This is a genomic window from Acinetobacter tianfuensis, from assembly GCF_003611465.1.
Lineage (GTDB): Bacteria > Pseudomonadota > Gammaproteobacteria > Pseudomonadales > Moraxellaceae > Acinetobacter > Acinetobacter tianfuensis.
Genome location: NZ_RAXV01000030.1, coordinates 1 through 26,706, shown reverse-complemented (window position 1 = coordinate 26,706; position 26,706 = coordinate 1). Strand labels below are relative to the sequence as shown.

Here is a 26,706-nt window from a genome sequence, read left to right as displayed (position 1 = left end):
ATGAATGCTTTATTTCGTCCGCTCTGGACACAGAGTATGAACAGCACGGGTGTATATCTGCTGATTTTTGCGCTGACATTGGCCATCAGCGCGACAACTGCGCTGAAGTTCAGCAATGAACAGATTCAGCACGCTGTTGCGCTGCAGGCAGCTGAAATGCTGGCGGGTGATTTGGCCATGCAGGATACACAGCCCATCACACAGACATGGAAAGATCATGCGGCAGCACTGGATCTGAAGCAAAGTGAGGCGACTGTCTTCAGTTCGATGGCGTATACTGATGAGCAGTTTGTCATGGTAAACGTCAAAGCGATTCAGCCGAGTTTTCCGCTGCGCGGCGAATTGCGTGTTAGCCCTGCCGCGAAGCAAATTCAATCTGGCGAGGTCTGGCTTAGCCAGCGTGCTAAAGACTTGCTCCAAGTCGAATTGGGTGACACTTTGCAGATTGCCGACGGCAGTTTTAAGGTCAGCGCTTTTATTGAGCATGATTCAAATCAAGAACTGGGGTTTAGCGGTTTTTCGCCTACAGTGATTATTTCACAGCGGGATGTTGCTGGAACCAATGCTGTTCAGACTGGCAGCCGTATTGAATACCGTTTGCTGCTCGCGGGTGAACCGAAAAATGTACAGCAGTATGAGCAGCGGTTTGCTGATTTTAAAAAGCTGGATAAGCGCGGCGGCAGCGAAGATGCTCAAGAAAGTCTAAGGCTGCGTAATGCCAGTGAAGGCAATACCCGCTTAATCAAGCCGATTGCAAATTTGGATACTTTTTTACAGCTGGCAAATATTTTAACGATCTTGCTTTGCGGTATTGCTATAGCATTGACTAGTCAGCGCTATGTTCAGCAAAATCAGGATTATATCGCACTTATGCGCTGTATGGGCGCAACGAAGCTGCAAATTTTAAAAGCTTATGTGGGGTTGTTGGCTGTTGTCTTGCTCATTGCGATGCTCATAGGCAGTTTTGCTGGCATTGTACTGGGTTATGGCTTGCTGCAGCTGATGATGCAGCTCATACCGCAGCTCAGTGTCCCTTTTTCAATTACGGCTATTTTGCTTGGCCCGCTGCCTGTGGCCATGTTGACCAGTGCAGCCGTGCTGCTGGGTTTTGTGCTGCCGAGCGTATGGCAGCTGCTGAGCACACCGCCGATCCGTGTAATCCGCCAGCAGGAAAAAACAGTGCTGTCTATGCTGTGGAGGCTGTTGGCTGGTGTGCTTAGCCTGATTGTGTTCAGTATTGCGCTGACAGGCAATCTTGTACTGACTGCATGGGTGATGGGCGCGATTATTGTCCTGTGTATTGTGCTGTATGCATTGGTATGGTCCGTATTAAAATTGATTCGCGCTACAAAAGGCGCTTTATCTGCTTATGTGCGTACGCCGTATCAGACGGCATTTCAAATTACAGCTTTGGCATTGGGCCTGAGTTTAATTACCGTTTTAGCGGTGCTGCGTACAGACTTGCTGGAACGCTGGCAGCAGCAGCTGCCAGAAGGAACGCCTAATCAGTTTGTCTACGGTTTGCCGCCATTTGATATGCCTGAGTTTAAACAGCAGGTCGATGCTCAAGGCTGGCAGGGTACACCGCTGTATCCTAATGTGCGCGGGCGTTTAGTGGCTAAAAATGAACAGCCTTTTGCTGATCAGCTGGTTCAGCAGAATAATTCTTTGCGCCGTGAGCTGAATTTGACACAGGCTGCCGCATTTCCTGCAGATAATAAAATCTTAAGCGGCGTAAATGCTTTCACTCAGCCCAATGAAGTCTCAGTCGAAGCGAAAACAGCAGCTGAGCTGGGGATTCAAATTGGCGACCGCTTGACCTTTAGTTTGCCAGAAGGCCTGCTGCAGGCAAAGGTGATAAATCTGCGCAGCGTAGAGTGGGAAAGTTTCAGTCCAAATTTCTTCTTTATTTTTTCACCGCAAACAATGGATGAAAATGCCGGCAGTTATTTGGGCAGTTTCTTTGTTCCGCCCGAGCAAAAACCGCAGCTGATGGGCTTAATTCAGCAGTTTTCAAATACCGTATTTATTGATGTCAGCCTGATTTTGGATGAGATTAAACGTATTGTCAGTTTACTGGTGCAAATTATTACGATTTTGGCTGTGCTGGTTGCTGTATCGGGTGTCTTAGTGCTGATTGCCTGTTTAAATCTGCTGATGGATGAGCGTAAAAGAGAGGTGGCATTGCTGCGTTCCTTCGGCGCATCGAAACAAAAAATGAAACGCATGCTGAGTATGGAAATTGGCTTTATGGGCTTTATTTCTGGCGTAGTATCGTGTTTGTTTGCGGAAGTGATCAGCGCCATCGCCAGCTATAAAATGGAACTTGCACTGCAAATGCATTGGGAAATTTGGCTGATTTTACCGCTGCTGATGACAGCTGTATGCTGCTTTATTGGTTATAGCCGTCTTGGTTATTTAAGTGATATTCCGCCGCTGCAAAGTCTGCGGGAAATGAATTCTTAATAGGCTTAGCCTTGAACAAAAAAGGGAAAATGCAGATGCATTTTCCCTTTTTTGTGTATTGCATCAGAGTGGCTTTAAGCAGCTGAGATGGTTTTTAGCATCATCATCACTAATTCTTTCCAAAGCGGCAAAATACCTTGAACCAGAAGCAGGCAATATTGATACATGAACCAGAGTGCGGCCGCGCCTGCAATCAGCGCAATCATGTTGATGACTGATGCCCGCTGTAATTTCTGGCCCGTATACCATGCAGCGGCTAAAACCGCACCCATCATCATGCCGCCGATATGGGCTGCATTATTAATGCCGCTGATGGTAAAACCCAGTGCTAAGTTAATCCCCATGACCATCAGCAGGGTTTTCTTATCCAGCAAAAAGCGTGCAGTTTTCAGCTGCGGGAGCAATGAAATGACAGTCAGTGCGGCGCCAATACCCATGACTGCCCCTGATGCTCCAGCGCCGACACTTGGCAGCAGATCATGATTGAGCGCATTTTGCTGCAGCAGAGTATAAGAATCACGGATGGTCATATAGCCGCTGAGCAAGGAGCCGCTTAAACCAGCCAGCAGATAAAGGCCCGCATAATAGGCACGGCCCATCATCTGTTCTGCAATACTGCCGAAAATATATAATGCCCACATATTCAGCGCTAAATGAATCAGCCCAAAATGAAAAAACATGCTGCTGAATAAGCGGACGGGTTCCGCTAAATACGTTAAAGGTGCATAATCAGCACCCCAGCGGATTGCATCGGCAGTGCTGGGATTGCTGATATCCATGCCGCTCATCACTTGCCAGCCAAAGAGTCCGGTATTCACGGCAATCAGCAGTGCTGTAAACCGCCAAAGCAGTATTTGGGGGGTTTTATGATTGGCGGGCGGCTTAAAGTCAGGCATGCTATTCTTTTGCTGTGATTAATTATTTCAAAAAGCTTAACACGAAAACAAAGATTTTCAGGAGCCTTGATCTGGCATGAAAGCGTTTATTGTCCGTACTTTGTTAATCCTTGTCTGTTTGGTGCTGCTGGTGCAGCTATGGATTTTTGCCAGTCTTGCCTGGTGGCGGACTCATCCTGTTGAAACCACCATGATGATGCGTATTGATTACTGGTCACATTCATCTGCGCCGATTAAACATGAATGGCGTGATTATGATCAGATCAGTGACTATATGAAACATGCGGTCATTGCTGCAGAAGACGGAAAGTTTTTACAGCATAAAGGTTTTGACTGGGAAGGCATGCAGTTTGCGTTAGAGCGCAATAAAGACAAAGGTAAAGTTGTTGCTGGCGGATCAACGGTTTCTCAGCAGCTGGCGAAGAACCTATTTTTATTTAATAAACGTTCTTTTGCGCGTAAAGGTCAAGAAGCCGCAGCGACTTGGATGATGGAGCGCATGTGGTCGAAAGAGCGCATTTTAGAGGTTTATCTGAATTCAGTTGAGTTCGGTGATCATATTTACGGTGTTGAAGCGGCAACCCAGCATTATTTTGGTAAAAGCTCACGCAGTTTAACACGCGAGCAGGCGGCATTTCTGGCTGCAATTTTGCCAAATCCAAAATATTATCAAGACAACCGTGATGACCGTAAACTGAGATACCGCAAAGGGCTGATTCTTAAATACATGCGTTATAGCCATATTCCTTGATTTCATATGAATTGTTAAAAAAAAAGCCTGCTCAGCAGGCTTTTTTTATGAAATTGTCATAAATTTGAAGCATACTGAATACTAAGCAATACATTTAAAATTTTAATAGGCTAGATATGAATACGGCAGTAGATGCAGCGCTTGCACCACCTGAATACACATATAACGACCGTTATATCAACCGTGAACTTTCAATTTTAGATTTCCACTTGCGCGTTTTGGAGCAGGCGGTCGATCCTTTGCATCCTCTTTTAGAGCGTATGAACTTCTTGCTGATTTTTTCAAGAAACTTAGATGAGTTTTTTGAAATCCGTGTTGCGGGCATGATGGAGCAGCTGGATTTGGGCAATGAAAGTCATTCACCGGATGGTTTGACGCCAAAACAGGTGCTGGATCAAATTTCTAAGACTGCGCATGCTGCTATTGAGCGTCAATACCGTGTATTGAATGAAGAAATTTTACCGAAGCTGCGTGAAGAAGACATTTGTTTCTTGCGCCGCGGGGAGTTAACACCAGCTCAGTCGGCATGGGTGAAAAAATACTTCCAAGAACAAGTGGCTCCTGTGCTGACGCCGATCAGTCTAGACCCTGCACATCCGTTCCCGCGCTTGGTGAATAAGTCTTTAAACTTTATCGTGACGCTGGAAGGCAAAGATGCTTTTGGCCGTCAAATTGATTTAGCCGTGGTTCCTGCGCCGCGCTCACTGCCGCGTGTGGTGCGTTTACCGGATGAACTGACTGGCGGTAAAGAGCATCATGTGATGCTGTCTGCCATTATTCATGAGCATGTGTCAGATTTGTTTCCAGGCATGACGGCAACAGGCTGCTACCAGTTCCGTGTGACGCGTAATGCTGATCTTGCTTTAAATGAAGATGTTGAAGACTTAGCAAAAGCATTGAAAGGTGAGCTGAACTCGCGCCGTTTCGGCCGCGCGGTACGCTTGGAAGTCACAGAAAACTGTCCAAAACATATCTATGATTATTTACTGGATGAGTTTGATTTAGAGGAAGAGCAGTTATATAAAGTGGATGGTCCAGTGAATTTGGCCCGTCTGCTGTCTAACTTTAAGCGTCCGCATTTACGTTATGACTCACATACGCCTGTGATTCCTAAAGTGCTGAAAAAATCTGAAAATATTTTTAGCGCCATGCAAAAACAGGATATTTTGCTGCACCATCCGTTTGAATCTTTTGCGCCTGTCATTAATTTGCTGCGTGAAGCTGCCCGCGATCCGAAAGTGCTTGCGATTAAGCAGACGCTGTACCGCAGCGGCGCAGATTCTGAAATTGTTCAGGTCTTGGCAGAGGCTGCCCGTAACGGTAAGGAAGTGACGGCGGTAATTGAGCTGCGTGCCCGTTTTGATGAAGAGTCAAATATTGAAGTTGCTAATGTTTTGCAAGAAGCAGGGGCTGTCGTGGTCTATGGCATCGTGGGCTATAAAACCCATGCCAAAATGATTTTGGTCGTGCGCCGTGAAAATAATAAATTGGTGCGTTATGTGCATTTAGGTACAGGCAACTACCATGCAGGCAATGCGCGTATTTATACCGATTATGGTTTGCTGACCACGGATAAAGAGCTCTGTGAAGATGTACACCGCGTTTTTCAAGAGCTGACAGGCATGGGTAAAATGGCGAAGCTGAAAAAGCTGCTGCATGCGCCATTTACTTTACATGCACAGCTGCTCAACTATATTGATGAAGAAATTGCCAATGCGAAAGCAGGCAAACCGGCGCAGATTATTGTGAAAGTAAATGCGCTGACTGAAGTGCAGCTGATTAATAAGTTATATGAAGCATCTCAAGCGGGTGTCCAAATTGATTTACTGATCCGCTCAATTTGCTGTTTGCGTCCAGGTCTGCCTGGCTTGTCTGAAAATATCCGCGTACGCTCCATCGTTGGCCGTTTCTTAGAGCATACCCGTGTCTATTATTTCAGCAACAACGGTGATGCGCGTATTTACTGTTCAAGTGCAGACTGGATGGACCGCAACTTATTCAATCGTGTTGAAGCATGTTTCCCAATTGAAGACAGCGCTTTGAAAAAGCGTATTTATCAGCAGGGTTTGGTGAACTATTTAAAAGATAATCAGCAAGCTTGGCAGCTTTCAGGCGACGGCACATGGACACGTGTGCAGGCCGAAGCGGATGCCGTGCTGCATAATGCTCAGCGTGTATTGCTGGATGCAATTAAATAATCTGTACTTTCGTAAAACAGGAAGTGAAACAAAAAAAAAGAGCGTTAGCTCTTTTTTTTTTGTTTTTGCAGCGGCAGTTTAGATGAATTTGCGCAGTATATTTTTGATGAGCACATCAACCTGATAGTCTGATAGTTTTAAAGCAGAAGCTGTTTGCTGGATCCCGGCGGCCTGCGCCGTATGCTGCAGAATTTGGTATTCAGCTGGGCTAAGGACAGTCTGAGATTCTTGGGCTGCATTTTGAAAGCGGGTCTGCAGCAAATACTGCGCTAAGTGACTATGCAAAATAGCACCGCCGCGTAAGATGACTCTAATTTGTTCAAACAGTTCATTTGCAGCTGTATTTTGGAGCAAATAGGCATTTGCGCCTGCTTGCAGCGCGGCAATCACTTCTTGCCTATGTTCAGGCGGGTGAATTGTGATAATACAGGCAGATGGGTGCAGTTTATGTATGCTGCTGATGAAATGCAAATCTGCATTGCTGGTGATGCTGCAGAAAATAAGATTGGGTAAATGCTGCTCAATATACTGTTTTGCTTCTAACACATCAGAATTGGTGACAATAAGGTCTTGAGGATAACCAAGGTCAACCAAAATATTATTGATGAGAATATCCAGTAGCGATCTATGCTGATTAATAATCAGTGCCGGAACCGGTAAGCTTAAATGAGAAGGCATTAAGTTACTCTAAAAAACTGTTTATAAAATATATTTACTTCTATTTTCTTTATAGTCTTACTTTGCATGAAAAAAATAGATTTTGATATACCTAGAAATAGTGATTTGCAGGTGGTGTTATAAATAAGTCTTTGTACATAAATATATATTTTAAAAGTATTGGTTTTTTATAAATAAGCGTTAAATCATGTAAGTATCGCTATTTTTTTGATCGGTATGTGCATGGAATATGTAAAGGTCAAATCAGTAAAACAAAAAAATATATATTTATAATCGTGATATAAAGCGCTGTATAAATAAAATGATATTTATTTTGCTGTTTAGATTTTAAATATTGGTTTTAAAATTATTTTATGGATGTTAAGCAGCTTTGTAAGGTTGTGTAATCGCAGGGTGCTGCAAGTGTGATGCATGTCACAATTTTGCGATTATACTGTTGATTTGACTATAATTATTGTCATTTTTTTTAAAAAAATTGACAAAAATACCAAATAATAGGGATAGGCGCTTTTATACTTAAAACATAAGATAACGGCATCTTCTGACTGATCTGGCTAGTGAGAAGATTTCTCTAGGAAGTAGATGAAAAATCATTTATGAATACCTAATAAGGGCCCCCGTTTTGGAAGGCCCTTTTCTTTTTTTTTGCAAAAAATGTGTACAGTAAATTTTAAGCAATAAAAAAGGAGCTGAATGCTCCTTTTTTATATGAATGGTTAAGCTTGTTTATGTGTAATTTGCTGCAAAATTTGCAGTAATACATCAAACTCACTTTGCAGCGGTGTGCTTTTACGTGTTACCAAGGCAAGCGTACGGCTAGGGCCAGCTTCAATTGGTTTTATGACTAAGTCAGGGTTGGCTTTAATCATGTTGGTATGCAAAGCAATTTCTGGCAATAAGGTAAAGCCCAGATTTGCTGAAACCATTTCTACCAGCGTCGGCAATGAGCTGGCTTTTAAACGGTGATCATTTTTCCGCTCGCCGATCGGGCATGCGCTTAAAGCATGGTCACGTAAGCAGTGGCCTTCTTCCAGCAGCATTAAGCGGGATAGATCAAGATTATCTAGAGATATTGCGCTGGCCGCGTTCTGATCTGCTTTATGATAAACCAGATAGAGGCTTTCTTTGGCAATTTCCGCAACTTTTAAGCTGCGTGTATCGAATGGCAGCGCAAGAACAACCATGTCCAAATTGCCGTGTTCAAGGCGTTCTACAATTTTCTCGCTTTGCGCTTCATGCAGGTGCAATTGAATTTTAGGCAGCTGCTTGTGCACTTCATCCAGTAATTGAGCCAAAATAAAGGGAGCAATGGTTGGAATAACACCAAGATGCAAATCACCAGTCAATGGTTCACTCATTTCACGGCTTAAACGCATTAAGTCCTGCGCATCAGCCAGTAAAACACGGGCCCGGCCAACAACCTGTTCGCCTAGCGGGGTTAAGCGGACATTTTGACGGTCGCGCTCTACAAGAACACCGCCTAATAAACGTTCAAGCTCCATAATCCCGCCAGAGAGGGTGGATTGAGTAACGAACGAACGACGCGCGGCTTCAGTAAAGTGCAGCGTTTCAGACAGTGTTACGAGATATGACAGCTGTCTTAAAGATGGTAATGCAGCCATAGTGTCCTAATGATTATGATTTAAAGTGATCAGCAAATAAACCGCTAAGATATGGAATAAAATGCGGTGGGATATCATGCCCCATTCCATCAATTAATTCAAACTTAGCGCCTGAAATTGCTTTTGCAACAGCCTTGCCATGGCTGGGCGGCAGCAGTCGATCTTTAGACCCATGTACAACAAGTGTCTGCTTATCAATCTGTTTATCCAGTTTTAGCAAAGAGCCTGTACATAATATTGCTAAAAACTGTTGAAGTACACCCGCCGGGTAGTAACTTCGATGATATAACTTACGCGCAGTCTGAATTGCTTCAAGATGATTGACATATCCAGGGGAGCCAATAATCTTAAAAATCTTCAGGCTGTGGTTAACAATGCCATCTTCATCTGAAGATTCAGGTTTGCCAATTAGACTAAAGAGCTGCTTTGGAAAGGGCGGCGGCAGCAGCGGCTGATTGTTGCTGGTAAAAAGCAATCCGAGTTTTTTGACTTTATCTGGGTAGCGGGCAGATAAAATTTGCGCAATCATGCCGCCCATAGAAGCTCCGATCACATCAACTTGTTCAAGTCCCATGCGGTCAATCAGTAACGCGGCATCATCGGCCATATCGTAAAGGTTGTATGGCGCGCCTTGATTTTCGAGACCAATGGCAAAGCGGCTCATCAGTTTCAGTGTGTTTAGGCGAGGGCCTTTATAGCGTACTTTTGAAGACAAGCCGATATCACGGTTGTCATAGCGGATAATACGGTAACCTTGGTCGATTAAGGATTTACAGAAAAAGTCAGGCCAATACAGCATTTGCGCTCCAAGTCCCATAATCAGCAGCAGTGCTGGATGATCTGGATTGCCTCCAACTTCGACATGCAGTTCAATGCCGTTGCCAAGATCAACTTTGGTTTCATGCATAAACGATGAATATGGAGAAGGGGCATATTGCAGGGCGCTGTTCATTTTTATTTTCCTGAGATAATTCAGACGCTTCAATCTCTGAAGCGTCTTTTTGTATTTAAACCTTAATTGGCGGCAGGAATCAAGTCTGGAACCAATTTTGTCAGCGCTAAGCGCTGTTTAGCAGCAGTAGGCCCTAAGAGGACAAAGCCGCGTAAAGTTCCTTCGGTATCTATTGCTTTAGACAGCATGCCGTCATCAAATTCTTCGGTTTCCCAAGTTACATTGACATCAGCAGGCGCAGGCAGCACAGTCAGCGGCGCAGCAGGTGTTTTAACCGCAACAGGCATGGCAGGATAGTGCACCGCGGTTGCTTCGCCATTTAGGGTTTTAGCTAATGCGCGGGCCTGCTGCATAATTGGCATGACAAATGGCAGCAATAAACCGTTTACTTCAGCGCAATCACCTAATGCAAAGATATCGGACTGATTCGTGCTTAAATCTGCGCCAGTCAAAATGCCGCGGCTGGTTTGAATGCCTGCATCCTGTGCGATACTTAGGTTTGGCTGTAAACCAATGGCAGACAGAACCGCATCTGCAGTTAGGGCTTGTCCATTGGCTAGCGAAACGCTATACGTGCCGTCATCATTTTTCAGGACTTTTTCAACGGTGGTATTCAGTACAAACTGAATGCCTGATTCAGTTAGATTTTGCTGGAATGCGCTGGCAACATGGCTTGGCAGCAGACGGCCCAAAGGCTGCGGCGCCAGGTCGACAACTGTAACTTGATGACCGGTATTTTGTAAGTCGTTCGCAAATTCACAGCCAATTAAGCCAGCACCCAAAATCACGACACGCTTATCTTGGCATTGGTCTAAATTAGCGCGGAAAATTTTATATTCATTGAGACTGTTTACAGTGCGGATGTCATCGCTGCCATTGCCTGCGATGGCTAAACGGATTGCATTTGCGCCAACAGCCAGCACCAGTTTTGAATAGCTTTGTACAGATGAGGCGCCGTCTGCGTGTTCTAACTGCAATTCATGTGCATCAGCTTGAATACCTTTGACCCAAGTGTGATTTAGAATTTTCATATTGAGCTGCGCAGTCATTTTTTCTGCATCGCCAAGCGCAATTTGCTCAGGCGCTTTTTTTAGCGCATAGGCATTTGAAAGGGTCGGTTTGGCATAGTTGGCTGCATCATCTGCACAAATCATTAGCAGTTCCTGCTCTGGATTCAGCTTACGGAATTCACGCGCCGCTGCATAACCCGCCATACCTGAACCAATGATAACTATTGGCTGCATACTCTACTCCAAACATTTTCTATTTTATAAAGACATAAAAAAAGACCATAAAACTATGGCCTTTGAGAAATTAAATTAAATTTCTACCATTTCAAAATCAACTTTTGACACGCCGCAGTCTGGGCAAGTCCAATCATCGGGGATATCTTCCCATTTTGTACCAGCCACGATGCCATCTTGCGGCCAGCCTTCTGCCTCGTCATAAATCCATCCACAAACGATGCATTGATACTTTTTCATTCTCTTCTCCAAAAACTGGCTGTTTAACTTCAGCCAGAAAAAATTCCATCTGCTGCAAAACTTTTAATAATATGGCTTTAACAGCAATAACTCTGCTTAAATTTTTACGCAGTTCTGAGCAGAAAGTAAATAGAAGAAGAGTTTAAACAGTGAAATTAAAAGCAGAATGTCACTGGAGGACAAAATATTGTCAGAAAACCGTGCAGTCATTTTTTTATTGGCTGATCTGGATATTACGGCTGCCTGATTCGAACCAATAACATCATTTTTAAAATGTGAAATTTACAGCGGTTTTACTGTTTTAGACTAAAGCCGTGTATACATTTGAACATATTTAAAATATCTTATACTTGTATTTATCTATACTTATTATTTATTTAAAAAATGATTCAATAAAAACAATGATTTATGTTTTTGGTGATTCATCTATTTCAGTTTTTGAACAGAATTTCAACTATTATTTTTTTTGAATAAGCGTTAAAATTTCGGCATTCCTTTCCTTTTTATTTTTTTCTTAATCTCCTATGAACACTTCGTCTGCTGCTTTGTGGTCACATATTCGTTCGGTCCAAGATTTTCCAAAACCGGGCATTTGCTTCTTTGATTTAACACCATTGTTTTTAGGCCAGCTTGGCCCATTAACTGATGCGCTGATTGCAAGTATTCCTGCAGAGCAAATGGCTCAAGTCGATAGTTTTATTGCAGTAGAAGCGCGCGGTTTTGTACTGGCGAGTTTGCTGGCGCAGCGTACAGGCAAGGGGCTTGTGCTCGTGCGTAAGGCTGGCAAATTGCCGCCGCCGGTTGTAGGTGTGGGTTACAGCTTAGAATACGGCATGGACCGTTTAGAGATGTCTGCCGAAATTCAAGGGCAAAAAGTGATTATTGTGGATGATGTTTTGGCTACAGGCGGCACTTTAAAGGCGGTAAAAGAGTTGGCGCATAAATGCGGCCATGAAATTCTTGGTGCAAGTATTTTTCTTGATCTGCCTGATTTGCATGGTGATTTGGGTATGGATATCTGGACGGTTTTAGATGATAAAAGCAAACCGGAAAGTAACGCCGCTTAAATTGCGATGTTGAAAAAAGCCTTGCTCATTGCAAGGCTTTTTTATTTGTTTAAAAAACTGTATTCAATCTGCTGAATCAGCGCATTGAGATTTTCAGGATGCGCTAAGCGGTGATGGCCGCAGGCCAAAGACTGGATATGCATATAATCTTCAAGCTGTTCTTGTACTGCGTGCATATCGAGTATTTCATCGCCCAGTTCCAAATAAGCCATCTGCGGAATGTCATGGTTCAGGTCATGGTCAGATATTGCAGGATAGTCATCGCGAAAGTCTGGGTGCAGGCTTGGATTTGCGATGACGCAGGGAATGTGATGCGCCGCAGACATTTTTAGCGCCCAGTAGCCGCCTAAGCTATGTCCGACAATGATGTCTGGCTGAATTTTGTTGATAATTTCGTGATAAAAATCGGCAACAGTTTGAAAATTCAAATTGCGATAGTCGACATTAATGCAAAACTTTTGAATTGCATCGATCGCATGAAATTTAGTTGATTCTTTCGAAGAATCTAAACCATGCAAAAAAAGTATTTTTGATAGGCAAGAATTCATTGTGATTTGTTCTGACGTTGGCTATTTTCTGGCAATGGAATATTTTGTTTTTCAACAATTTTATAAAGTTCATTGTAGAGTGAATAGACTGTGCTGCCAGTTAGCTATTCGTCTAATCTACTAAGGGCTAATAGCCAGTGCATGTGTTTAAAAATACTTAAAATAACGCAGTCATCCGCATGAATATGCATGGCGGATTTAAAGTTCATATAGAGAATCAGCCGGTATTTTTTACTCATAAAATGATGGATTAGAGATGCAAAATTTATTTTTTTACGGTGCTGAAAATTGATGAATATGCGCTTAAGTGAGATAAAAATCAGCCTCGTTGATTTAAAATGGTGAAATGGCGGCGGATTTCAGTTTCAATTCTTCGAATTGGCAGGTAAATCTGCTATGCTATGCAACTTCCAATTTTACGATCATATACGAGGCAGAGATGACGCAACATAACGCTCAATCGACTTCTGAACAGCAAATTTCCGAAAACGATTTAATTGCACAGCGTCATGCCAAGTTAAAGCATATTGAAGAACAGGCGAAAACGGCGGGTGTTAGCCCTTGGCCGAATACTTTTAAGCGCGAACATTATGCGCAGGATTTGCAAGATCAGTTTGCGGAAAAAACGAAAGAAGAAATCGAAGCTGGCGAAAAAGTGTATGTGAAAGTCGCTGGCCGTGTCATGCTGAACCGCGGTTCATTCATGGTGATTCAAGATATGACTGGCCGTATTCAGCTGTATGTGGCGCGTAAAGAATTAGCGCCAGAAGTTTTAGAAACAATCAAAGGTTTAGACCTTGGCGATATTATTGCTGTCGGCGGTTATATTGGCCGTTCTGGCAAGGGTGACCTTTATGTTCATATCGAGCATTTTGAACTTTTGACGAAATCACTGCGTCCGCTTCCAGATAAATTCCACGGTTTAACAGATACGGAAGTTAAATACCGTAAGCGTTATTTAGATTTAATCGTGAACGAAGAAACACGTAAAACTTTTGAAATTCGTGCAAAAGTGGTGTCTGGTATTCGTGCGTACTTAACCAATGAACGTTTCATGGAAGTTGAAACGCCAATGATGCATGTGATTCCTGGCGGCGCATCTGCCCGTCCATTTGAAACACATCATAATGCATTGGATATGCCGCTGTTTTTACGTATTGCGCCAGAGCTGTATTTAAAACGTTTAGTGGTTGGCGGTTTTGAACGTGTATTCGAGATTAACCGCAACTTCCGTAACGAAGGTGTTTCGACACGCCATAACCCAGAGTTCACGATGATTGAATTCTATCAAGCTTATGCAGATTATAAAGATTTGATGGAACTCACTGAGAAGATGCTAGAAAAATTAGCCATCGACATTTTGGGTTCTACCGATGTGCCTTATGGTGAAGAAGTGTATAGCTTCAAAGGTCCATACAAGAAAATTTCGATGTTTGATGCGATTCTTGAACATAATCCAGAGTTCACGCCTGAAAATGTAGGTGACCGTGAATTCCTTGCCGACTTCGTAAAAAATGAATTGAAAGAGCAAGTGAAGCCAGGTTTTGGTTTAGGCAAGCTGCAAACCATCGTATTTGAAGAAACGGTTGAAACAAAGCTTCGTCAGCCGACATTTATTACTGAATATCCTGCCGAAACTTCTCCGCTGGCGCGCCGTAATGATGACAATCCGCATATTACGGACCGCTTTGAGTTCTTTATTGGCGGACGTGAATTGGCAAATGGCTTCTCAGAGCTGAATGATCCAATTGACCAAGCTGAGCGTTTCCAAGCGCAAGTTGCAGAAAAAGATGCGGGTGATGATGAAGCAATGCATTACGATGCAGACTTTGTTGAAGCTTTAGAATATGGTTTGCCTCCTACAGCGGGTCAAGGTATTGGTATTGACCGTCTAGTGATGCTGTTTGCAAATGCGCCAAGTATTCGTGATGTTATTTTATTCCCGCATATGCGTCATAAAAATGCGTAAGCTGTGAAGAATAAAGAACCCGCATTAAGCGGGTTTTTTATTGTCTTAAAATTCTGTTTTTCAATGGAAAAATAAATGTAATGATGCTTTAAGTTTGTTTTGAAAAAGTTATTTTTATTGGTGGAAAAGTTGAGCATAAAATATGTTGTTTTGGTGTGTTTTAATGGTATTTGTTTTGTTTTAAAGTGTAAAAATAATGTTATATATCATTAAATAATAGCAAAATATTTGGTCAAAATGCGTACACGATTTAAATTATATTATGCTGAAACGATTGAATAAAGCATTGATGATGCTTTCTTTTGCTGTAACTTCGCCTGTTTGGGCGCAAGGTATTGTGCTGAATGATGAAAATTTGCGCACAGATTTAAATTGGCTGAACCAGCAGGGTGTCATTCAAGTCAGCACCTCAACATGGCCTTTGAGCGGTGATGAAATTCAGCGTGCTTTGATATCCGCAAAAGTCAGTACGGCTGCACAGCAAAAAGTCATTCAATCACTCAAAACTCAATTAAGCGCAGAAAATGCTTTATTAAAAGCAGAATTGTTTGCAGAAACAGATCCTAAAAATCTGCCGCAAAATTTTGGTGATCATCAAAAAGCGCAATATCAGGCAGCTTTAGAGCTGAATGGCGGCAGCCAGAACTGGGATGGCCGTTTACGCGTAAATGTAGAAGACAAACAGCAAATTGATAATGATCAAGAGGTTAATGCTGAAGGCTCATATATTGCGGGCAAGTTATGGAATCAATGGTTAATTGCTGGTCAAATTCCAGTTTATTGGGGTCCAGGTCATGATGGCAGTTTAATCCGCGGTGATGCTAGCCGACCTGTATATGGTTTTACAGCACAGCGTGCTGAACAAAAAGCATTTGAGAGCAAATGGCTGTCATGGATTGGTCCTTGGCAGTACCAAGTATTTGCAGGCCAGCTGGATGATTATAAAGCTGTTCCGAATGCCAAATTGATAGGTCTGCGACTTACTGCACAGCCTGCACCGTATATAGAAATTGGCGCATCACGTGCATTTCAATGGGGAGGGGAAGGGCGTTCAGAAAGTTTTGGCTCATTTTGGGATGCATTGGTTGGAAAGGATAATGTGTATGGAGATACTGTAGACCCATCCAATCAAATAGCAGGCTTTGATGCGCGGTTAATTTGAGTTCATTGCTGAACGTTCCTGTCAGCTTGTACGGGCAATTTGCCGGTGAGGATGAAGCGGGCGGTTTGCCTTCGAAAAAGTTCTATTTAGCAGGCGTGGATTTCTCTTCAGCATATAACAATATGCCGTATCAGCTTTATGCAGAATTGGCCGATACCCGTACGAATGGTGAATCTCGGGGTATTACCTATAATCATCATATTTATACAGATGGCTATTATCAGCATGGTTTTTCATTAGGCCATGCTATGGGCGGAGATGGTCAAATGATTTCTGCTGGCGGCAGTATCCGTATTGATCCTTTAAACCGTTTAAATGGGCGTGCATTGTTTGCTAAAGTGTCTGAAAGTAATCGTGCAGCGTTGAATAATGCGGCATTTCCTGTACAGGATGAAATAAAAGCATTGGATTTGACGTGGACACATCAGCTGCGTTCAGATATTCCGCTTAAGATTAATGCTTGGGTGAGCGATTCAGATCGTCAAGGTAATGATGCTGGCGCCTCAATTGGTGTGGAATTGCCGCTGGATAAGCGTTTATTCAGCTATTAATGACAGCAATAAAATCCCCGTCTTGATTACGGGGTTTTTATTGCGCATTATTTATAAAGTCATGGATGGATCGTTAATTTTGGCAAAAAAAATACGCAATGATTGGGGTTGTCATTGCGTATAACAACAAAACTGCTTACGCAGTCTCGGTAAAGGAGAAATGTTATGACTTAGGGAGGGAATCCCTAATGCATGATTCATCATAAGATGAATGGTCAGTCAGTTCATGAGTATTCAGGTTACACGATGTTACTAAACGTTAAGAAATCGAGATTTGTGTGACGAGTGTCAAATAAAAAGCCTTTCATGATAGAAAGGCTTTTTATTTGAGAAATTAAGCTTGAATAGGATTAGAAGTGAAATACACCTAAACCTTGTTTAACTTCATCAAGCGTCTGCTGCGTGATATCGCGGCATTTATCTGTACCGTGTTTTAAGATGTCCATGATGTAATCAGGGTCTTTTGCAAGCTCCATGCGGCGCTCACGGATTGGGGTGATCAGTTCTTTCAGTACGCCTTCAAGACGTTTTTTCACAGCGCCGTCACCTAAGCCGCCGCGGCGGTAGTGCGCCTTTAACTCTTCAACTTCTTCTTTATTTGGATCGAATGCATCTAGGTAAGTAAATACAATATTGCCTTCAACTTGACCTGGATCTTCAATACGAAGGTGGTTCGGGTCAGTGTACATTGCATTCACGGCTTTCTTAATGTCTTTATCAGAAGCATCAAGCACAATGGTATTGCCCAAAGACTTCGACATTTTTGCTTTGCCGTCAAAGCCTGGCAAGCGGCTCATATTTGAAAGCAAGGCTTTACATTCAGGCAGTAAGTCATGGCCAATTTGGCGGTTTAGGCGGCGCACGATTTCATTGGTTTGTTCAATCATTGGGATTTGATCTTCACCAACAGGTACGACAGTTGCTTTAAATGCTGTGATATCCGCAGCTTGGGCAATCGGATAGCATAGGAAACCTGCTGGAATATCACGTTCGAAACCGCGCATTTGAATTTCAGACTTGATGGTCGGGTTGCGCTCTAAGCGAGAAACCGTTACAAAGTTGAGATACAGCATAGTCAGTTCATTCAGTGCCGGCAGTGCAGATTGCACACAAATGGTTGTCTTTGCCGGATCAATGCCAACAGCTAAGTAATCTGTTGCGACTTCGATAATATTGCGGCGTACTTTTTCAAAATTATCAGCATTGTCTGTAAATGCCTGTGCATCCGCCAATAAGAGATGCTGGTGATGAGAGTCTTGTAAACCTACACGTGAACGCAAAGAACCGACAAAATGGCCAAGGTGTAATTGTCCAGTCGGACGGTCACCAGTTAAAATTACTGGACGATTATCTAAAGTACTCATTATCTATTCCAAAGTCTGTCTAAATGACGTCTAAATTTCACAATGGCTACATTGTACGGCATAATTTTTTTTAATGTCAGCAGTATAAAAAGCGGAAGAAATTTTTTTGTTTGAATTTATAAAATAAAATACAGAATTTCTAATCAATCAACATTAAGATACAAGGCTAAAGTACAAGGAATAAAAATAATGGCCAGCAGTTTATTAATTTTGCTCGATGATATTGCAGCGGTTTTAGATGATGTTGCGGTGATGAGTAAAATGGCAGCAAAAAAGACCGCCGGTGTTCTGGGCGATGATTTAGCATTAAATGCGCAGCAGGTGAGCGGCGTGCGTTCTGACCGGGAGCTGCCGGTGGTTTGGTCTGTGGCCAAAGGGTCCTTTATCAATAAACTCATATTGGTTCCAGCGGCATTGCTGATCAGTGTTGTTGCGCCTTGGCTGATCACGCCGCTTTTGATGATTGGCGGTCTATTTCTATGTTATGAGGGTGTAGAAAAAGTATTGCATAGTTTGCATCATAAAAAAGCCAAAACTGAAGATGATGCACGGGAAGAATTAATCCAGATTGAAACTGATTTGGCTGCATTTGAAAAGGATAAAGTGAAAGGCGCTATACGGACAGATTTTATTTTATCTGCAGAAATTGTGGTTATTTCATTGGGCACTGTTGCTGCGGCTGCATTTACCACCAAGGTTATGGTGCTGTCGGTGATTGCAATTCTGATGACGGTTGGCGTTTACGGTTTCGTTGCAATGATTGTGAAAATTGATGATCTGGGACTGCATTTAACGCAGCAGGCTTCACAATTTAAAAAAACGATTGGTCAAGGTTTGCTTGCATTTGCACCTAAATTAATGAAAACACTGACGGTCGTCGGCACGATTGCGATGTTTCTGGTCGGCGGCGGCATTATTACGCATGGCGTACCGCTGCTGCATCATTTTATTGAGGGTTCAGTTGATTATGCTGAACATATTCCAACAGTTGGAAGCATTTTTGGAGCGCTGACGCCGACTTTAATTAATTTGGCAGTGGGTTTTATTGCAGGTTTAATTGTCTTGGTTGTTGTGTCAGCAATTCAAAAAGTATGGTCAAAACCGCAAAAGAATTAATCTGTAAAAATACGGGTTTCAAATATTTGATATAAGGAATATTGCTATGCGCTGGAAAGGCCGAAGAGTAAGCAGTAATGTAGAAGACCGCCGAGGCGGTGGCGGCGCTAAAGCTGGCGGCATCAGTATTGTGGGGCTGGTTGTGGCGTTTGTGGCATGGAAATTTTTTGGTGTTGATCCGCAGCAAGCTTATCAAGCGACGAAACAGGTGACGCAGCAAGCTTCTCCTGCAGAGAGTAAAGGCTTAGATAATCCGACACCTGAACAGCAGGAGTCGATAGATTTTGTCGGTATTGTTCTTGCGGATACTGAGGATTCGTGGTCTCAGATTTTCCAGCAGCAGCTGAATGGGCAATATGTCCCGCCCAAATTGGTGATGTTTAATGGCACGGTAAATTCTGGCTGCGGTGCAGCTCAGTCTGCAATGGGGCCGTTTTATTGTCCTGCAGACCGTAAAGTTTACATTGATACGGCGTTCTTTAAAGATATGCGCACTCAAATGGGGATCTCTGGCGAGCAGAATCAAACTGAGCTGAGCCGGGCAGATCAGGCAGGCGATTTTGCTCAGGCTTATGTTGTTGCGCATGAAGTGGGGCATCATATACAAACACTGCTGGGAGTGTCTCAGCAAGTGCAGCAAGCGCGTGCGCAGAGTTCTAAGGTGCAGGGCAATCAGCTTTCTGTACGTCAGGAACTGCAGGCGGACTGTCTGGCAGGTGTATGGGCGCATCATAATAATGCGCGCACACAATTCCTGGAGCAAGGGGATATTGAGGAAGCAATGGATGCTGCGCATAAAATTGGTGATGATTACTTGCAGAAAAGTGCAACAGGTCAAGTCGTGCCTGACAGCTTTACGCATGGCAGCAGTCAGCAGCGTATGACATGGTTTCAAAATGGGTTGAAATCTGGTTTGGTCAGCAGCTGTGATACGTTTAATCAGCCTGTTTAAAATCTAAAACCATATTTTAAGTATTGAGCAGAGGGTGCCTGCTGGTGTTTCCTCTTCATGCAGCAGCCTAAATCAATTCAATTGCGGGGCTGCCCTCCTTATACGGAGGTATTGCTGTTCGTCTTGGTTTTAATCATTTGATGGTGTTAAAACGGAACTAATACATGTGATGAAATAAATCTTATGTAAAATATTTATTATAAAAATACATTTTATTTTGCTATTTATTATCTAAATATATGTATTTCTTCCCCTCTGCGCAAATCAAACTGGACACGAAATGGGAAATTATTTTTTCTTACAGGTTTTTACCGTCATTTTTGCACTTTCGATTGCAACCACGATTTTCAATAAGCGTATTTTGGGTTTTCCTCAAGCGATAGGCGTACCGCTGGTTTCAGCAATTTTTGTGTTTATTCTGCAGTGGGGCGCAAGCCTGTTAAACGGCAATCAGTTTATTACCATCAATATTCATAATATTGAAGAAGCGGTGCGTCATATCGACTTTTATGACTTTTTAATCAATGGGGTCATTTGCTTTATTTTGACTTCCTCTGCGCTGAAATTTAAGGTGTCGGATTTACGAAGTCATTGGAAGCCGATCAGTATTTTAGCCAGTATTGCTTTGGTGCTGTGTGCAACATTTTTCGGTCTTGCGCTGTATGGTTATCAGTTTCTTATTGGGCAGCATGTAGATTTACTGGTGCTGCTGCTATTAGGGGCGGCTTTAGGCGCTACGGACCCGATAGGCATTAAAGGGGTACTCAGTTCTGTTCGTGCGCCGCATCATTTAATGGTGAAGCTGGAAGGCGAATCTCTCTTTAATGATGCAATGTGTATTGCCTTGTTTATGACTTTAATGAATGTACTGCAAGGTGAGCACATCACGCTATTCGGTGTGCTCAAAACTTTGCTGTATGAAATTGTTGTCGCGGTGATTATTGGCTGGGGATTTGGTCAGGCCATATTAAGGCTGCTGCGCGGCAAACATGAAATGGAGTCGCTGATTTTAACAACAGCATTATTGGCTTGCGGATCGTATTTAGTGGCTTTATTTGCACATGCTTCTGCGCCTATTGCTTGTGTAATTGGCGGTTTAATTGTGGGCAACCGCTGGAAGGAAATCTTAGAAGCGCGGGAGATTCGAGAGGTGAATCATTTCTGGCATACGGTTGAAGGGATTATTAACTCTTTCTTGTTTACACTGATTGGCCTTGAACTGTTTATTTTAGATTTAAGCGTCAGTTTGATTCTTGGCGGCATTATCGCATTCTTCATTTTGCATGTGTCGCGTTTTGCAGCCAACTTTTTGGCATTTGCCTTTTTTCCAAGCTTTCGCAATAAAAGCTATAACGGCAGTTTAGCGATTTTGTCATGGGGCGGTGTGCGCGGCGGCATTTCATTGGCTTTAATACTGGCTGTCGCAAATGTGCCGCAGCTTAGTGAATACAGCAGTATATTAATTGGCTATACATTTATTGCCGTGCTGCTTTCTGGGATTGTGTGCGGTTTGGGGCTGCCGGCAGTAATGAATGCGTTTTATTATAATCCGAATGCTGAAACAAAAGGGTTTAAAGGCTGGTATCAGCGTATATGCTATAAAATGAACCGCAAGGGGTTTCAGTATGTTGTTGGTGAAGACGCATATGGCAATGAAACTATTACGGTTTATAAACCAGAAAGCTTAATCGATGAAAAAGCAGAAGATGGAGTCGCTGCTGTGCATAATCCTGAGCGCGTACAGGAGGTTAAGCGTTTAGAGAATCCTGAAAATTTCTAAACAGCAGCATCCCGATGAGGTCAGCCGCTTTGGCGCTTTATGTTTGAGATAACTCAGCTAAAGCGCTCAAGCTTTTTTTGAGAGCAGCATTTACAGTATTCATAATGCAGTGTATGTGCATTGCTTGAGTTATGGGCTTTACATCATTTTACATTTGGTAATAAGTAAATATTAAAAAACGTGATGAATGTCACATAAAATAAGTTGTTGTATTGCAATTATAAATTTTTTAATCTAAAAAATATTCGCGATAAAATCATTATACCTTTCATGCAATTGTGCAAAATAAAAACAAAGTGTGATATAAAACACACTATTAAGAATAGGGTTTATAATGAATTGTATTTTAATAAAAAATTAGAGAAAACAATTCATTACAAAAACCAATCATACATAAACAACGTAATTATAAATTCGAGGGTCATGCCATGACGCAAATTTCAGTAATTTCGAAGGAAAGCCACCAGGTTCTAGAGCAAGTAGATGCGAACCGAGTTGGCCTAACGCAAAATTCAGTCGTTGTAATCAAGGTTCCGAAAGAGGACGTTGCATCTATTACTAAGGACGGCAACAATGCGGTGATCACGCTAAAAAGCGGTGAGACGATTGTTATCGAAAATTATTTTGCTAACGAAAATTCCGACAATAGCTTGGTTTTCGAAGGTGAAGACGGCGGCTTATTCTGGGCTAAATTTACCGACGCGAATGGCGCAATTGCTGATGTGATTCAGTACCAGCCGCTCGAAAATGTTGAGCCTTTACTTTATAAAGACTCTTTAGTTGGCGTAATTTTGCCTTGGGCGCTTGGCGCTGCAGGCGCAGGCGCTGTCGGCGCTGCGTTAAATAATGATGATAAAGATACACAAAATCCTCCAGCAGCCGTGAATAAATTAGGCACGCCTGTATTGATGGATAATCAAGAACCGCAAATTGGCAAAGTTGAAAATGGCGGCTCTACAAACGATAAGACACCTGCACTGTCAGGCACTGGGGCTGAACCAGGCGCTGTGATCAAAGTATATGATGGCGACAAAGTTATCGCGCAGACGACAGCTAAGCCTGATGGCACTTGGACTGTGGAAGTTCCTGAACTTGCAGAGGGCGCTCATTCAATTAGTGCGACACAGACTGTAAATGGCCAAGAAGGGCCGAAGTCTGATGCAATCAACTTCACTGTAGATACAACAGATCCGACACTGAGCATTGATGATCTCAAAGATACCAATGACACTACGCCTACAATTACGGGTAAGACCAATGAGCCTAACTCTGACATTAGCGTTGTGATTAGAGATAAAAATGGCGATATTGTAGATTCTGGCAAAGGTGCTGTTGACGGCAGCGGCAACTGGACTTATACGCCAAGCAAGCCGCTTCCAGAAGGCGAATATACTGTAGAAGCAACAGCTAAAGACCCTGCCGGCAATGATACATCAGTAAGTAAAGGCGGTCTGACTGTTGATACAACGCCTCCTGATGTGACTATTGATCCATTAGCGCCAACAGGCAATGACAAACCAGTTATTGGCGGCACGACTGACCCAGATGCAGTCATTGATGTTGTGATCAAAGATAAAGATGGCGCTGTTGTTGATAGCGGCAAAGGCACTGTAGACGGCAATGGCGATTGGACTTATACGCCAAGCAAACCGCTTCCTGAAGGCGAATATACAGTTGATGTAACAGCTAAAGATCCTGCTGGAAATGATACCGCTAAAACTGAAACAGGCTTAGAAGTTGATAAGACATTGCCTGCAATTTCAATTGATCCATTAAAGCCGACGAATGATGACACGCCTGCGCTCACTGGTAAGACTGATCCTGATTCTTCTGTAAAAGTTGAAATTAAAGATGGTTTAGGCAATGTTGTGGATTCTGGCAATGCAGCTGTAGACGGCAACGGCAATTGGACGTATACACCAAGCAAGCCGCTTCCTGAAGGCTCTTATAAAGTCGAAGCAACAGCAACAGATCCAGCCGGAAACACAGGCAAAGCAACGGATTTTGGTCTAAGTGTAGATACTTCTGCACCAGTAATTTCAATTGATCCTTTAGCGCCAACCAACGATTCTACGCCTGATGTGGCGGGTAAAACTGAAGCGGGCGCTTCTGTAAAAGTTGAAATTAAAGATGCTTCAGGCAAAGTGGTTGAAACTGGCAATGCGGCAGTCAGCCCGTCAGGCGACTGGTCATATACGCCTAAAAATCCGCTGACAGACGGCAGTTACAGCGTGACTGCAACAGCAACAGATCCTGCAGGCAATCAAGGAACAGCAAATGGCAGCGGCTTAATCGTTGATGTTTCCGGCTTAAGTATTGCCATCAATCCGCTGCAGCCGACGAAAGATACCACACCGGATGTTTCTGGTAAAACCAGCGCTGGCGTTTCAGTGGCTGTGGTTATTAAAGATCAAACTGGCAAAGTTGTTGATACTGGTACGGTTACTGCAGATAGTTCTGGCAATTGGAGCTATACCGCTTCTAAGGTGCTTCCAGAAGGTGCTTATACTGTGGATGCAACAGCAACCAATGCAGCAGGAACAAAAGCAAATGCGACAGCATCAGGCCTGATTATTGATACAACATTGCCTGCAGTGACTGTAGATGCATTGGCATTGACCAATGATGCCACGCCTGCGGTTAAGGGTACGACTGAAAAAGGCGCAGCTGTCGAAGTTGAAATTAAAGACGCAGCTGGCAAGGTTGTTGATACAGGCGCAGCAACAGTGGATGCAAATGGCAGCTGGACGTATACGCCGTCAGCTAATTTGCCGGATGGCAGCTACACTGTAGAAGCGACTGCAAAAGATGCTGCGGGCAATGAAGCGACAGCAGCTGGCAATGGCCTAACAGTAGATACTACGCCGCCGACAGTAACGATTGAACCGCTGGCATTAACCAATGTGGTTGAACCTGTGATTAAAGGTTCTGCAGAAGTGGGCGCAACAGTTACTGTTGAAGTAACAGACAGTCAAGGCAATGTTGTCGCTTCAGGTACTGCGCAAGTAGACGGCAATGGTGAATGGTCATTTAAGCCGACATCTCCGCTGACCAATGGAAGTTATACTGTTAATGCGACAGCGAAAGATGCGGCTGGCAACCCGGCAACAGTGACGGATTCTGGTTTAGAAATTGACACTGTTCCTCCAACTGTAGACATTGATGATTTATTTGGCGCAGGATCAGCGCGTATGCTGATGAGTACGGCAAGTACAACATCATCAACACTTCCGCAAACAAACCAAGTTAAACCGACATTCTCTGGCACGTCAACGAAGAGTTCGGAGGTTATGATTTACCTGCAGGATGAATCTGGTAAAACAGTTGACTCAGGCTTGGCTAAACTTGATCCTGCTACAGGCCGCTGGACATTTACACCTTCAAGTGATTTGGCTGAAGGCTACTACATGCTTCAAGCAATCTCTAAAGATGCGGCAGGCAACCAAAGCGCGCCAGCTGCTAAAGCATTTATTGTTGATATTCAAGCTCCAGTTGTAGAGGTTGAAGATGTTGGTTTAACCAATGATGCAACGCCTGAAGTGAAAGGCAAAGTGAATGAACCGACAGCGACAGTCACTGTAAAAGTGAAAAATGCTGCAGGTAAAGTCATTGAAACAGGTACAGCGACAGTTGCTTCTGACGGTAAATGGAGTTACACGGTGAAAGCTGCGCTTCCAGACGGCAGTTATCAAGTAACGGCTTCTGCCCGTGACAAAGCGGGTAACGTTGGTGCGGAAGATACAGGCACAGCACAAGTCGATACATCTGCGCCTACATCAACATTGACTGTCAGCCCGACAGGTGAAATCGTTATTACATTCAGCGAAGCAGTAAAAGACTTTGATAAATCGGATGTAAAAGTTCAAGGCGGTACTTTGATCGGTTTAACGCAGCAGTCAGATGGCAGCTGGAAAGGTCAAGTTGTTGCTGACGGTACAACTGGCGCGACAGGCAAAGTAGATATTACTATTGCGGACGGTTCGTATAAGGATACGGCAGGCAATGCCGGTAAAGGCTCAAGCGTGACAGGCGCAGATGTGCCAAGTGTAGATACAACTGCGCCTGCTGCAGCGATTACGGTAGATGCTGCTGGCAATGTAACAATTACATTCAGTGAGCCAGTAAAAGGCTTTGATGCATTGGACGTGAAAGTTTCAGGCGGCAAGCTTGAAAACCTGACACAGCAGTCAGATGGCAGCTGGACAGGCACAGTAACTGCAAATGGCGCTACTGGCGTTCCAGGTAAAGTAGATCTAACGATTCCTGCAGGCTCATATACTGACCTTGCGGACAACCCAGGTACAGCAGCGACAGCAACTCAAACTGTTCCAAGTGTTGATTCAACTGGACCAACGCCAACGCTTACACTAGATGCGAACGGCAATTTAGTGATCAAGTTTAATGAGCCAGTAAAAGGTTTTGATGCTTCTGATGTCAAAGTGACTGGCGGAATTGTAAGCGGTTTAGCTGAGCAGCCAGATGGCAGCTGGACTGGAAAAGTCGTTGCAGAGAATACAACAGGCGCTGCAGGCCTAGTCGTGGTTTATATCGATAAAGATACGTATACAGACTTGGCTGGCAACAATGGTTCAGGAGGTTTTGTATCTCAAACAGTTCAAGGAACTGATTTAACTGCACCTACAGCGCAAATCACGCTAGATGCAAACGGTAATGTTGTAATTAAGTTCAGCGAAAAAGTTACAGGTTTTGAGCAGGCTGATTTGACTGTTGCAAATGCTGCATTAAGCAATTTTGTTAAGCAGTCAGATGATACATGGACTGCAAAAGTAACTCCAATTGGGAACACTGGCGCTCCTGTAGATGTAACCGTTTCTTTGGCTCAAGACAGCTATACAGACCTTGCTGGTAACAAAGGTGCTGCAGCTGCAGTTACAGAAAAATTGACAACTGTAGATACACAGCCTCCAGCTATTGATAATTTTGATGTCAAACCAAACACTGACGGCACAGCAACAGTGACGGGTAAAACAGAGCCAGGCGCGACAGTAACGGTGAAAGATCCATCAGGCAACACTGTTCCAGTAACAGTAAATCCAGACGGTTCATTTACTGCAACAGTTCCAGCGCCAGCTCCAGAAGGCACGTATACCGCAACTGCAACGGATAAAGCGGGCAACCCTGCGACAGCA

17 protein-coding genes and 1 pseudogene are annotated in these 26,706 nt (G+C 43.4%); 10 read left to right on the top strand and 8 right to left on the bottom strand.

The window, feature by feature from the left end; all coding sequences use genetic code 11:
* The gene (locus tag D7V32_RS12890) at positions 1-2,466 is read left to right on the top strand and encodes an ABC transporter permease (RefSeq protein WP_120403255.1); all 2,466 of its coding nucleotides are present in this window, start codon (positions 1-3) and stop codon (positions 2,464-2,466) included.
* A 74-nt stretch (positions 2,467-2,540) separates the two neighbouring features.
* Here the strand turns inward: D7V32_RS12890 and D7V32_RS12885 are convergent, their stop codons facing one another.
* Positions 2,541-3,362, bottom strand: coding sequence for a rhomboid family intramembrane serine protease (locus tag D7V32_RS12885; protein ID WP_120403254.1), 822 nt, complete (start codon positions 3,360-3,362; stop codon positions 2,541-2,543).
* A 76-nt stretch (positions 3,363-3,438) separates the two neighbouring features.
* Here D7V32_RS12885 and mtgA point away from each other — a divergent pair, with 76 nt between their 5' ends.
* The gene (gene mtgA / locus D7V32_RS12880) at positions 3,439-4,113 is read left to right on the top strand and encodes a monofunctional biosynthetic peptidoglycan transglycosylase (protein WP_120403253.1); all 675 of its coding nucleotides are present in this window, start codon (positions 3,439-3,441) and stop codon (positions 4,111-4,113) included.
* A gap of 116 nt (positions 4,114-4,229) precedes the next feature.
* Positions 4,230-6,311, top strand: a complete 2,082-nt coding sequence (ppk1, locus tag D7V32_RS12875) for a polyphosphate kinase 1 (protein WP_120403252.1) — start codon at positions 4,230-4,232, stop codon at positions 6,309-6,311.
* Positions 6,312-6,389: 78 nt separating this feature from the next.
* Here the strand turns inward: ppk1 and D7V32_RS12870 are convergent, their stop codons facing one another.
* The 5 genes from D7V32_RS12870 to rubA form a co-directional block, all read right to left on the bottom strand.
* Positions 6,390-6,989, bottom strand: a complete 600-nt coding sequence (locus D7V32_RS12870; RefSeq protein WP_120403251.1) for a helix-turn-helix domain-containing protein — start codon at positions 6,987-6,989, stop codon at positions 6,390-6,392.
* 716 nt (positions 6,990-7,705) lie between these two features.
* The gene (gene oxyR, locus D7V32_RS12865) at positions 7,706-8,611 is read right to left on the bottom strand and encodes a LysR family transcriptional regulator OxyR (protein WP_120403250.1); all 906 of its coding nucleotides are present in this window, start codon (positions 8,609-8,611) and stop codon (positions 7,706-7,708) included.
* Between the two features lie 13 nt (positions 8,612-8,624).
* On the bottom strand, positions 8,625-9,563 hold the full coding sequence (gene estB, locus D7V32_RS12860; RefSeq protein ID WP_120403249.1) for an esterase EstB: 939 nt from the start codon (positions 9,561-9,563) through the stop codon (positions 8,625-8,627).
* Between the two features lie 62 nt (positions 9,564-9,625).
* Positions 9,626-10,807: an FAD-dependent oxidoreductase gene (locus D7V32_RS12855; protein WP_120403248.1), complete on the bottom strand. Its 1,182-nt coding sequence runs from the start codon at positions 10,805-10,807 to the stop codon at positions 9,626-9,628.
* Positions 10,808-10,882: 75 nt separating this feature from the next.
* Positions 10,883-11,047, bottom strand: coding sequence for a rubredoxin RubA (rubA, locus tag D7V32_RS12850; protein WP_005179369.1), 165 nt, complete (start codon positions 11,045-11,047; stop codon positions 10,883-10,885).
* Positions 11,048-11,571: 524 nt separating this feature from the next.
* Here rubA and D7V32_RS12845 point away from each other — a divergent pair.
* Complete coding sequence (locus D7V32_RS12845) at positions 11,572-12,114, top strand: adenine phosphoribosyltransferase (protein ID WP_120403247.1); 543 nt, start codon at positions 11,572-11,574, stop codon at positions 12,112-12,114.
* A 41-nt stretch (positions 12,115-12,155) separates the two neighbouring features.
* Here D7V32_RS12845 and D7V32_RS12840 read toward each other — a convergent pair whose 3' ends face one another.
* Positions 12,156-12,662, bottom strand: a complete 507-nt coding sequence (locus D7V32_RS12840; RefSeq protein WP_120403246.1) for a YqiA/YcfP family alpha/beta fold hydrolase — start codon at positions 12,660-12,662, stop codon at positions 12,156-12,158.
* Positions 12,663-13,101: 439 nt separating this feature from the next.
* Between D7V32_RS12840 and lysS the strand changes: the two genes are divergently transcribed.
* Positions 13,102-14,631: a lysine--tRNA ligase gene (gene lysS, locus D7V32_RS12835; RefSeq protein ID WP_120403245.1), complete on the top strand. Its 1,530-nt coding sequence runs from the start codon at positions 13,102-13,104 to the stop codon at positions 14,629-14,631.
* 262 nt (positions 14,632-14,893) lie between these two features.
* A pseudogene (locus tag D7V32_RS12830) lies at positions 14,894-16,344 on the top strand (capsule assembly Wzi family protein).
* A gap of 350 nt (positions 16,345-16,694) precedes the next feature.
* Here D7V32_RS12830 and trpS read toward each other — a convergent pair.
* Positions 16,695-17,708: a tryptophan--tRNA ligase gene (gene trpS, locus D7V32_RS12825; protein WP_120403244.1), complete on the bottom strand. Its 1,014-nt coding sequence runs from the start codon at positions 17,706-17,708 to the stop codon at positions 16,695-16,697.
* Positions 17,709-17,897: 189 nt separating this feature from the next.
* On the opposite strand from trpS, the gene D7V32_RS12820 reads away from it, so the two are divergent.
* The 4 genes from D7V32_RS12820 to D7V32_RS12805 all read left to right on the top strand — a co-directional run.
* Positions 17,898-18,824, top strand: coding sequence for a DUF808 domain-containing protein (locus tag D7V32_RS12820; RefSeq protein ID WP_120403243.1), 927 nt, complete (start codon positions 17,898-17,900; stop codon positions 18,822-18,824).
* Between the two features lie 46 nt (positions 18,825-18,870).
* On the top strand, positions 18,871-19,776 hold the full coding sequence (gene ypfJ / locus D7V32_RS12815; protein WP_120403242.1) for a KPN_02809 family neutral zinc metallopeptidase: 906 nt from the start codon (positions 18,871-18,873) through the stop codon (positions 19,774-19,776).
* A gap of 280 nt (positions 19,777-20,056) precedes the next feature.
* Positions 20,057-21,556, top strand: a complete 1,500-nt coding sequence (locus D7V32_RS12810) for a cation:proton antiporter (RefSeq protein WP_120403241.1) — start codon at positions 20,057-20,059, stop codon at positions 21,554-21,556.
* A gap of 428 nt (positions 21,557-21,984) precedes the next feature.
* Positions 21,985-26,706: Ig-like domain-containing protein (locus D7V32_RS12805; protein WP_120403240.1), on the top strand; the 4,722-nt coding region annotated here is incomplete at its 3' end.

What these genes read in the sequence shown, in the direction of transcription:
- D7V32_RS12890 (WP_120403255.1), top strand. Translation starts at nt 1, where the DNA reads ATGAATGCTTTATTTCGTCCGCTCTGGACACAGAGTATGAACAGCACG.
- D7V32_RS12885 (WP_120403254.1), bottom strand. Translation starts at nt 3,362, where the DNA reads ATGCCTGACTTTAAGCCGCCCGCCAATCATAAAACCCCCCAAATACTG.
- mtgA (WP_120403253.1), top strand. Translation starts at nt 3,439, where the DNA reads ATGAAAGCGTTTATTGTCCGTACTTTGTTAATCCTTGTCTGTTTGGTG.
- ppk1 (WP_120403252.1), top strand. Translation starts at nt 4,230, where the DNA reads ATGAATACGGCAGTAGATGCAGCGCTTGCACCACCTGAATACACATAT.
- D7V32_RS12870 (WP_120403251.1), bottom strand. Translation starts at nt 6,989, where the DNA reads ATGCCTTCTCATTTAAGCTTACCGGTTCCGGCACTGATTATTAATCAG.
- oxyR (WP_120403250.1), bottom strand. Translation starts at nt 8,611, where the DNA reads ATGGCTGCATTACCATCTTTAAGACAGCTGTCATATCTCGTAACACTG.
- estB (WP_120403249.1), bottom strand. Translation starts at nt 9,563, where the DNA reads ATGAACAGCGCCCTGCAATATGCCCCTTCTCCATATTCATCGTTTATG.
- D7V32_RS12855 (WP_120403248.1), bottom strand. Translation starts at nt 10,807, where the DNA reads ATGCAGCCAATAGTTATCATTGGTTCAGGTATGGCGGGTTATGCAGCG.
- rubA (WP_005179369.1), bottom strand. Translation starts at nt 11,047, where the DNA reads ATGAAAAAGTATCAATGCATCGTTTGTGGATGGATTTATGACGAGGCA.
- D7V32_RS12845 (WP_120403247.1), top strand. Translation starts at nt 11,572, where the DNA reads ATGAACACTTCGTCTGCTGCTTTGTGGTCACATATTCGTTCGGTCCAA.
- D7V32_RS12840 (WP_120403246.1), bottom strand. Translation starts at nt 12,662, where the DNA reads ATGAATTCTTGCCTATCAAAAATACTTTTTTTGCATGGTTTAGATTCT.
- lysS (WP_120403245.1), top strand. Translation starts at nt 13,102, where the DNA reads ATGACGCAACATAACGCTCAATCGACTTCTGAACAGCAAATTTCCGAA.
- trpS (WP_120403244.1), bottom strand. Translation starts at nt 17,708, where the DNA reads ATGAGTACTTTAGATAATCGTCCAGTAATTTTAACTGGTGACCGTCCG.
- D7V32_RS12820 (WP_120403243.1), top strand. Translation starts at nt 17,898, where the DNA reads ATGGCCAGCAGTTTATTAATTTTGCTCGATGATATTGCAGCGGTTTTA.
- ypfJ (WP_120403242.1), top strand. Translation starts at nt 18,871, where the DNA reads ATGCGCTGGAAAGGCCGAAGAGTAAGCAGTAATGTAGAAGACCGCCGA.
- D7V32_RS12810 (WP_120403241.1), top strand. Translation starts at nt 20,057, where the DNA reads ATGGGAAATTATTTTTTCTTACAGGTTTTTACCGTCATTTTTGCACTT.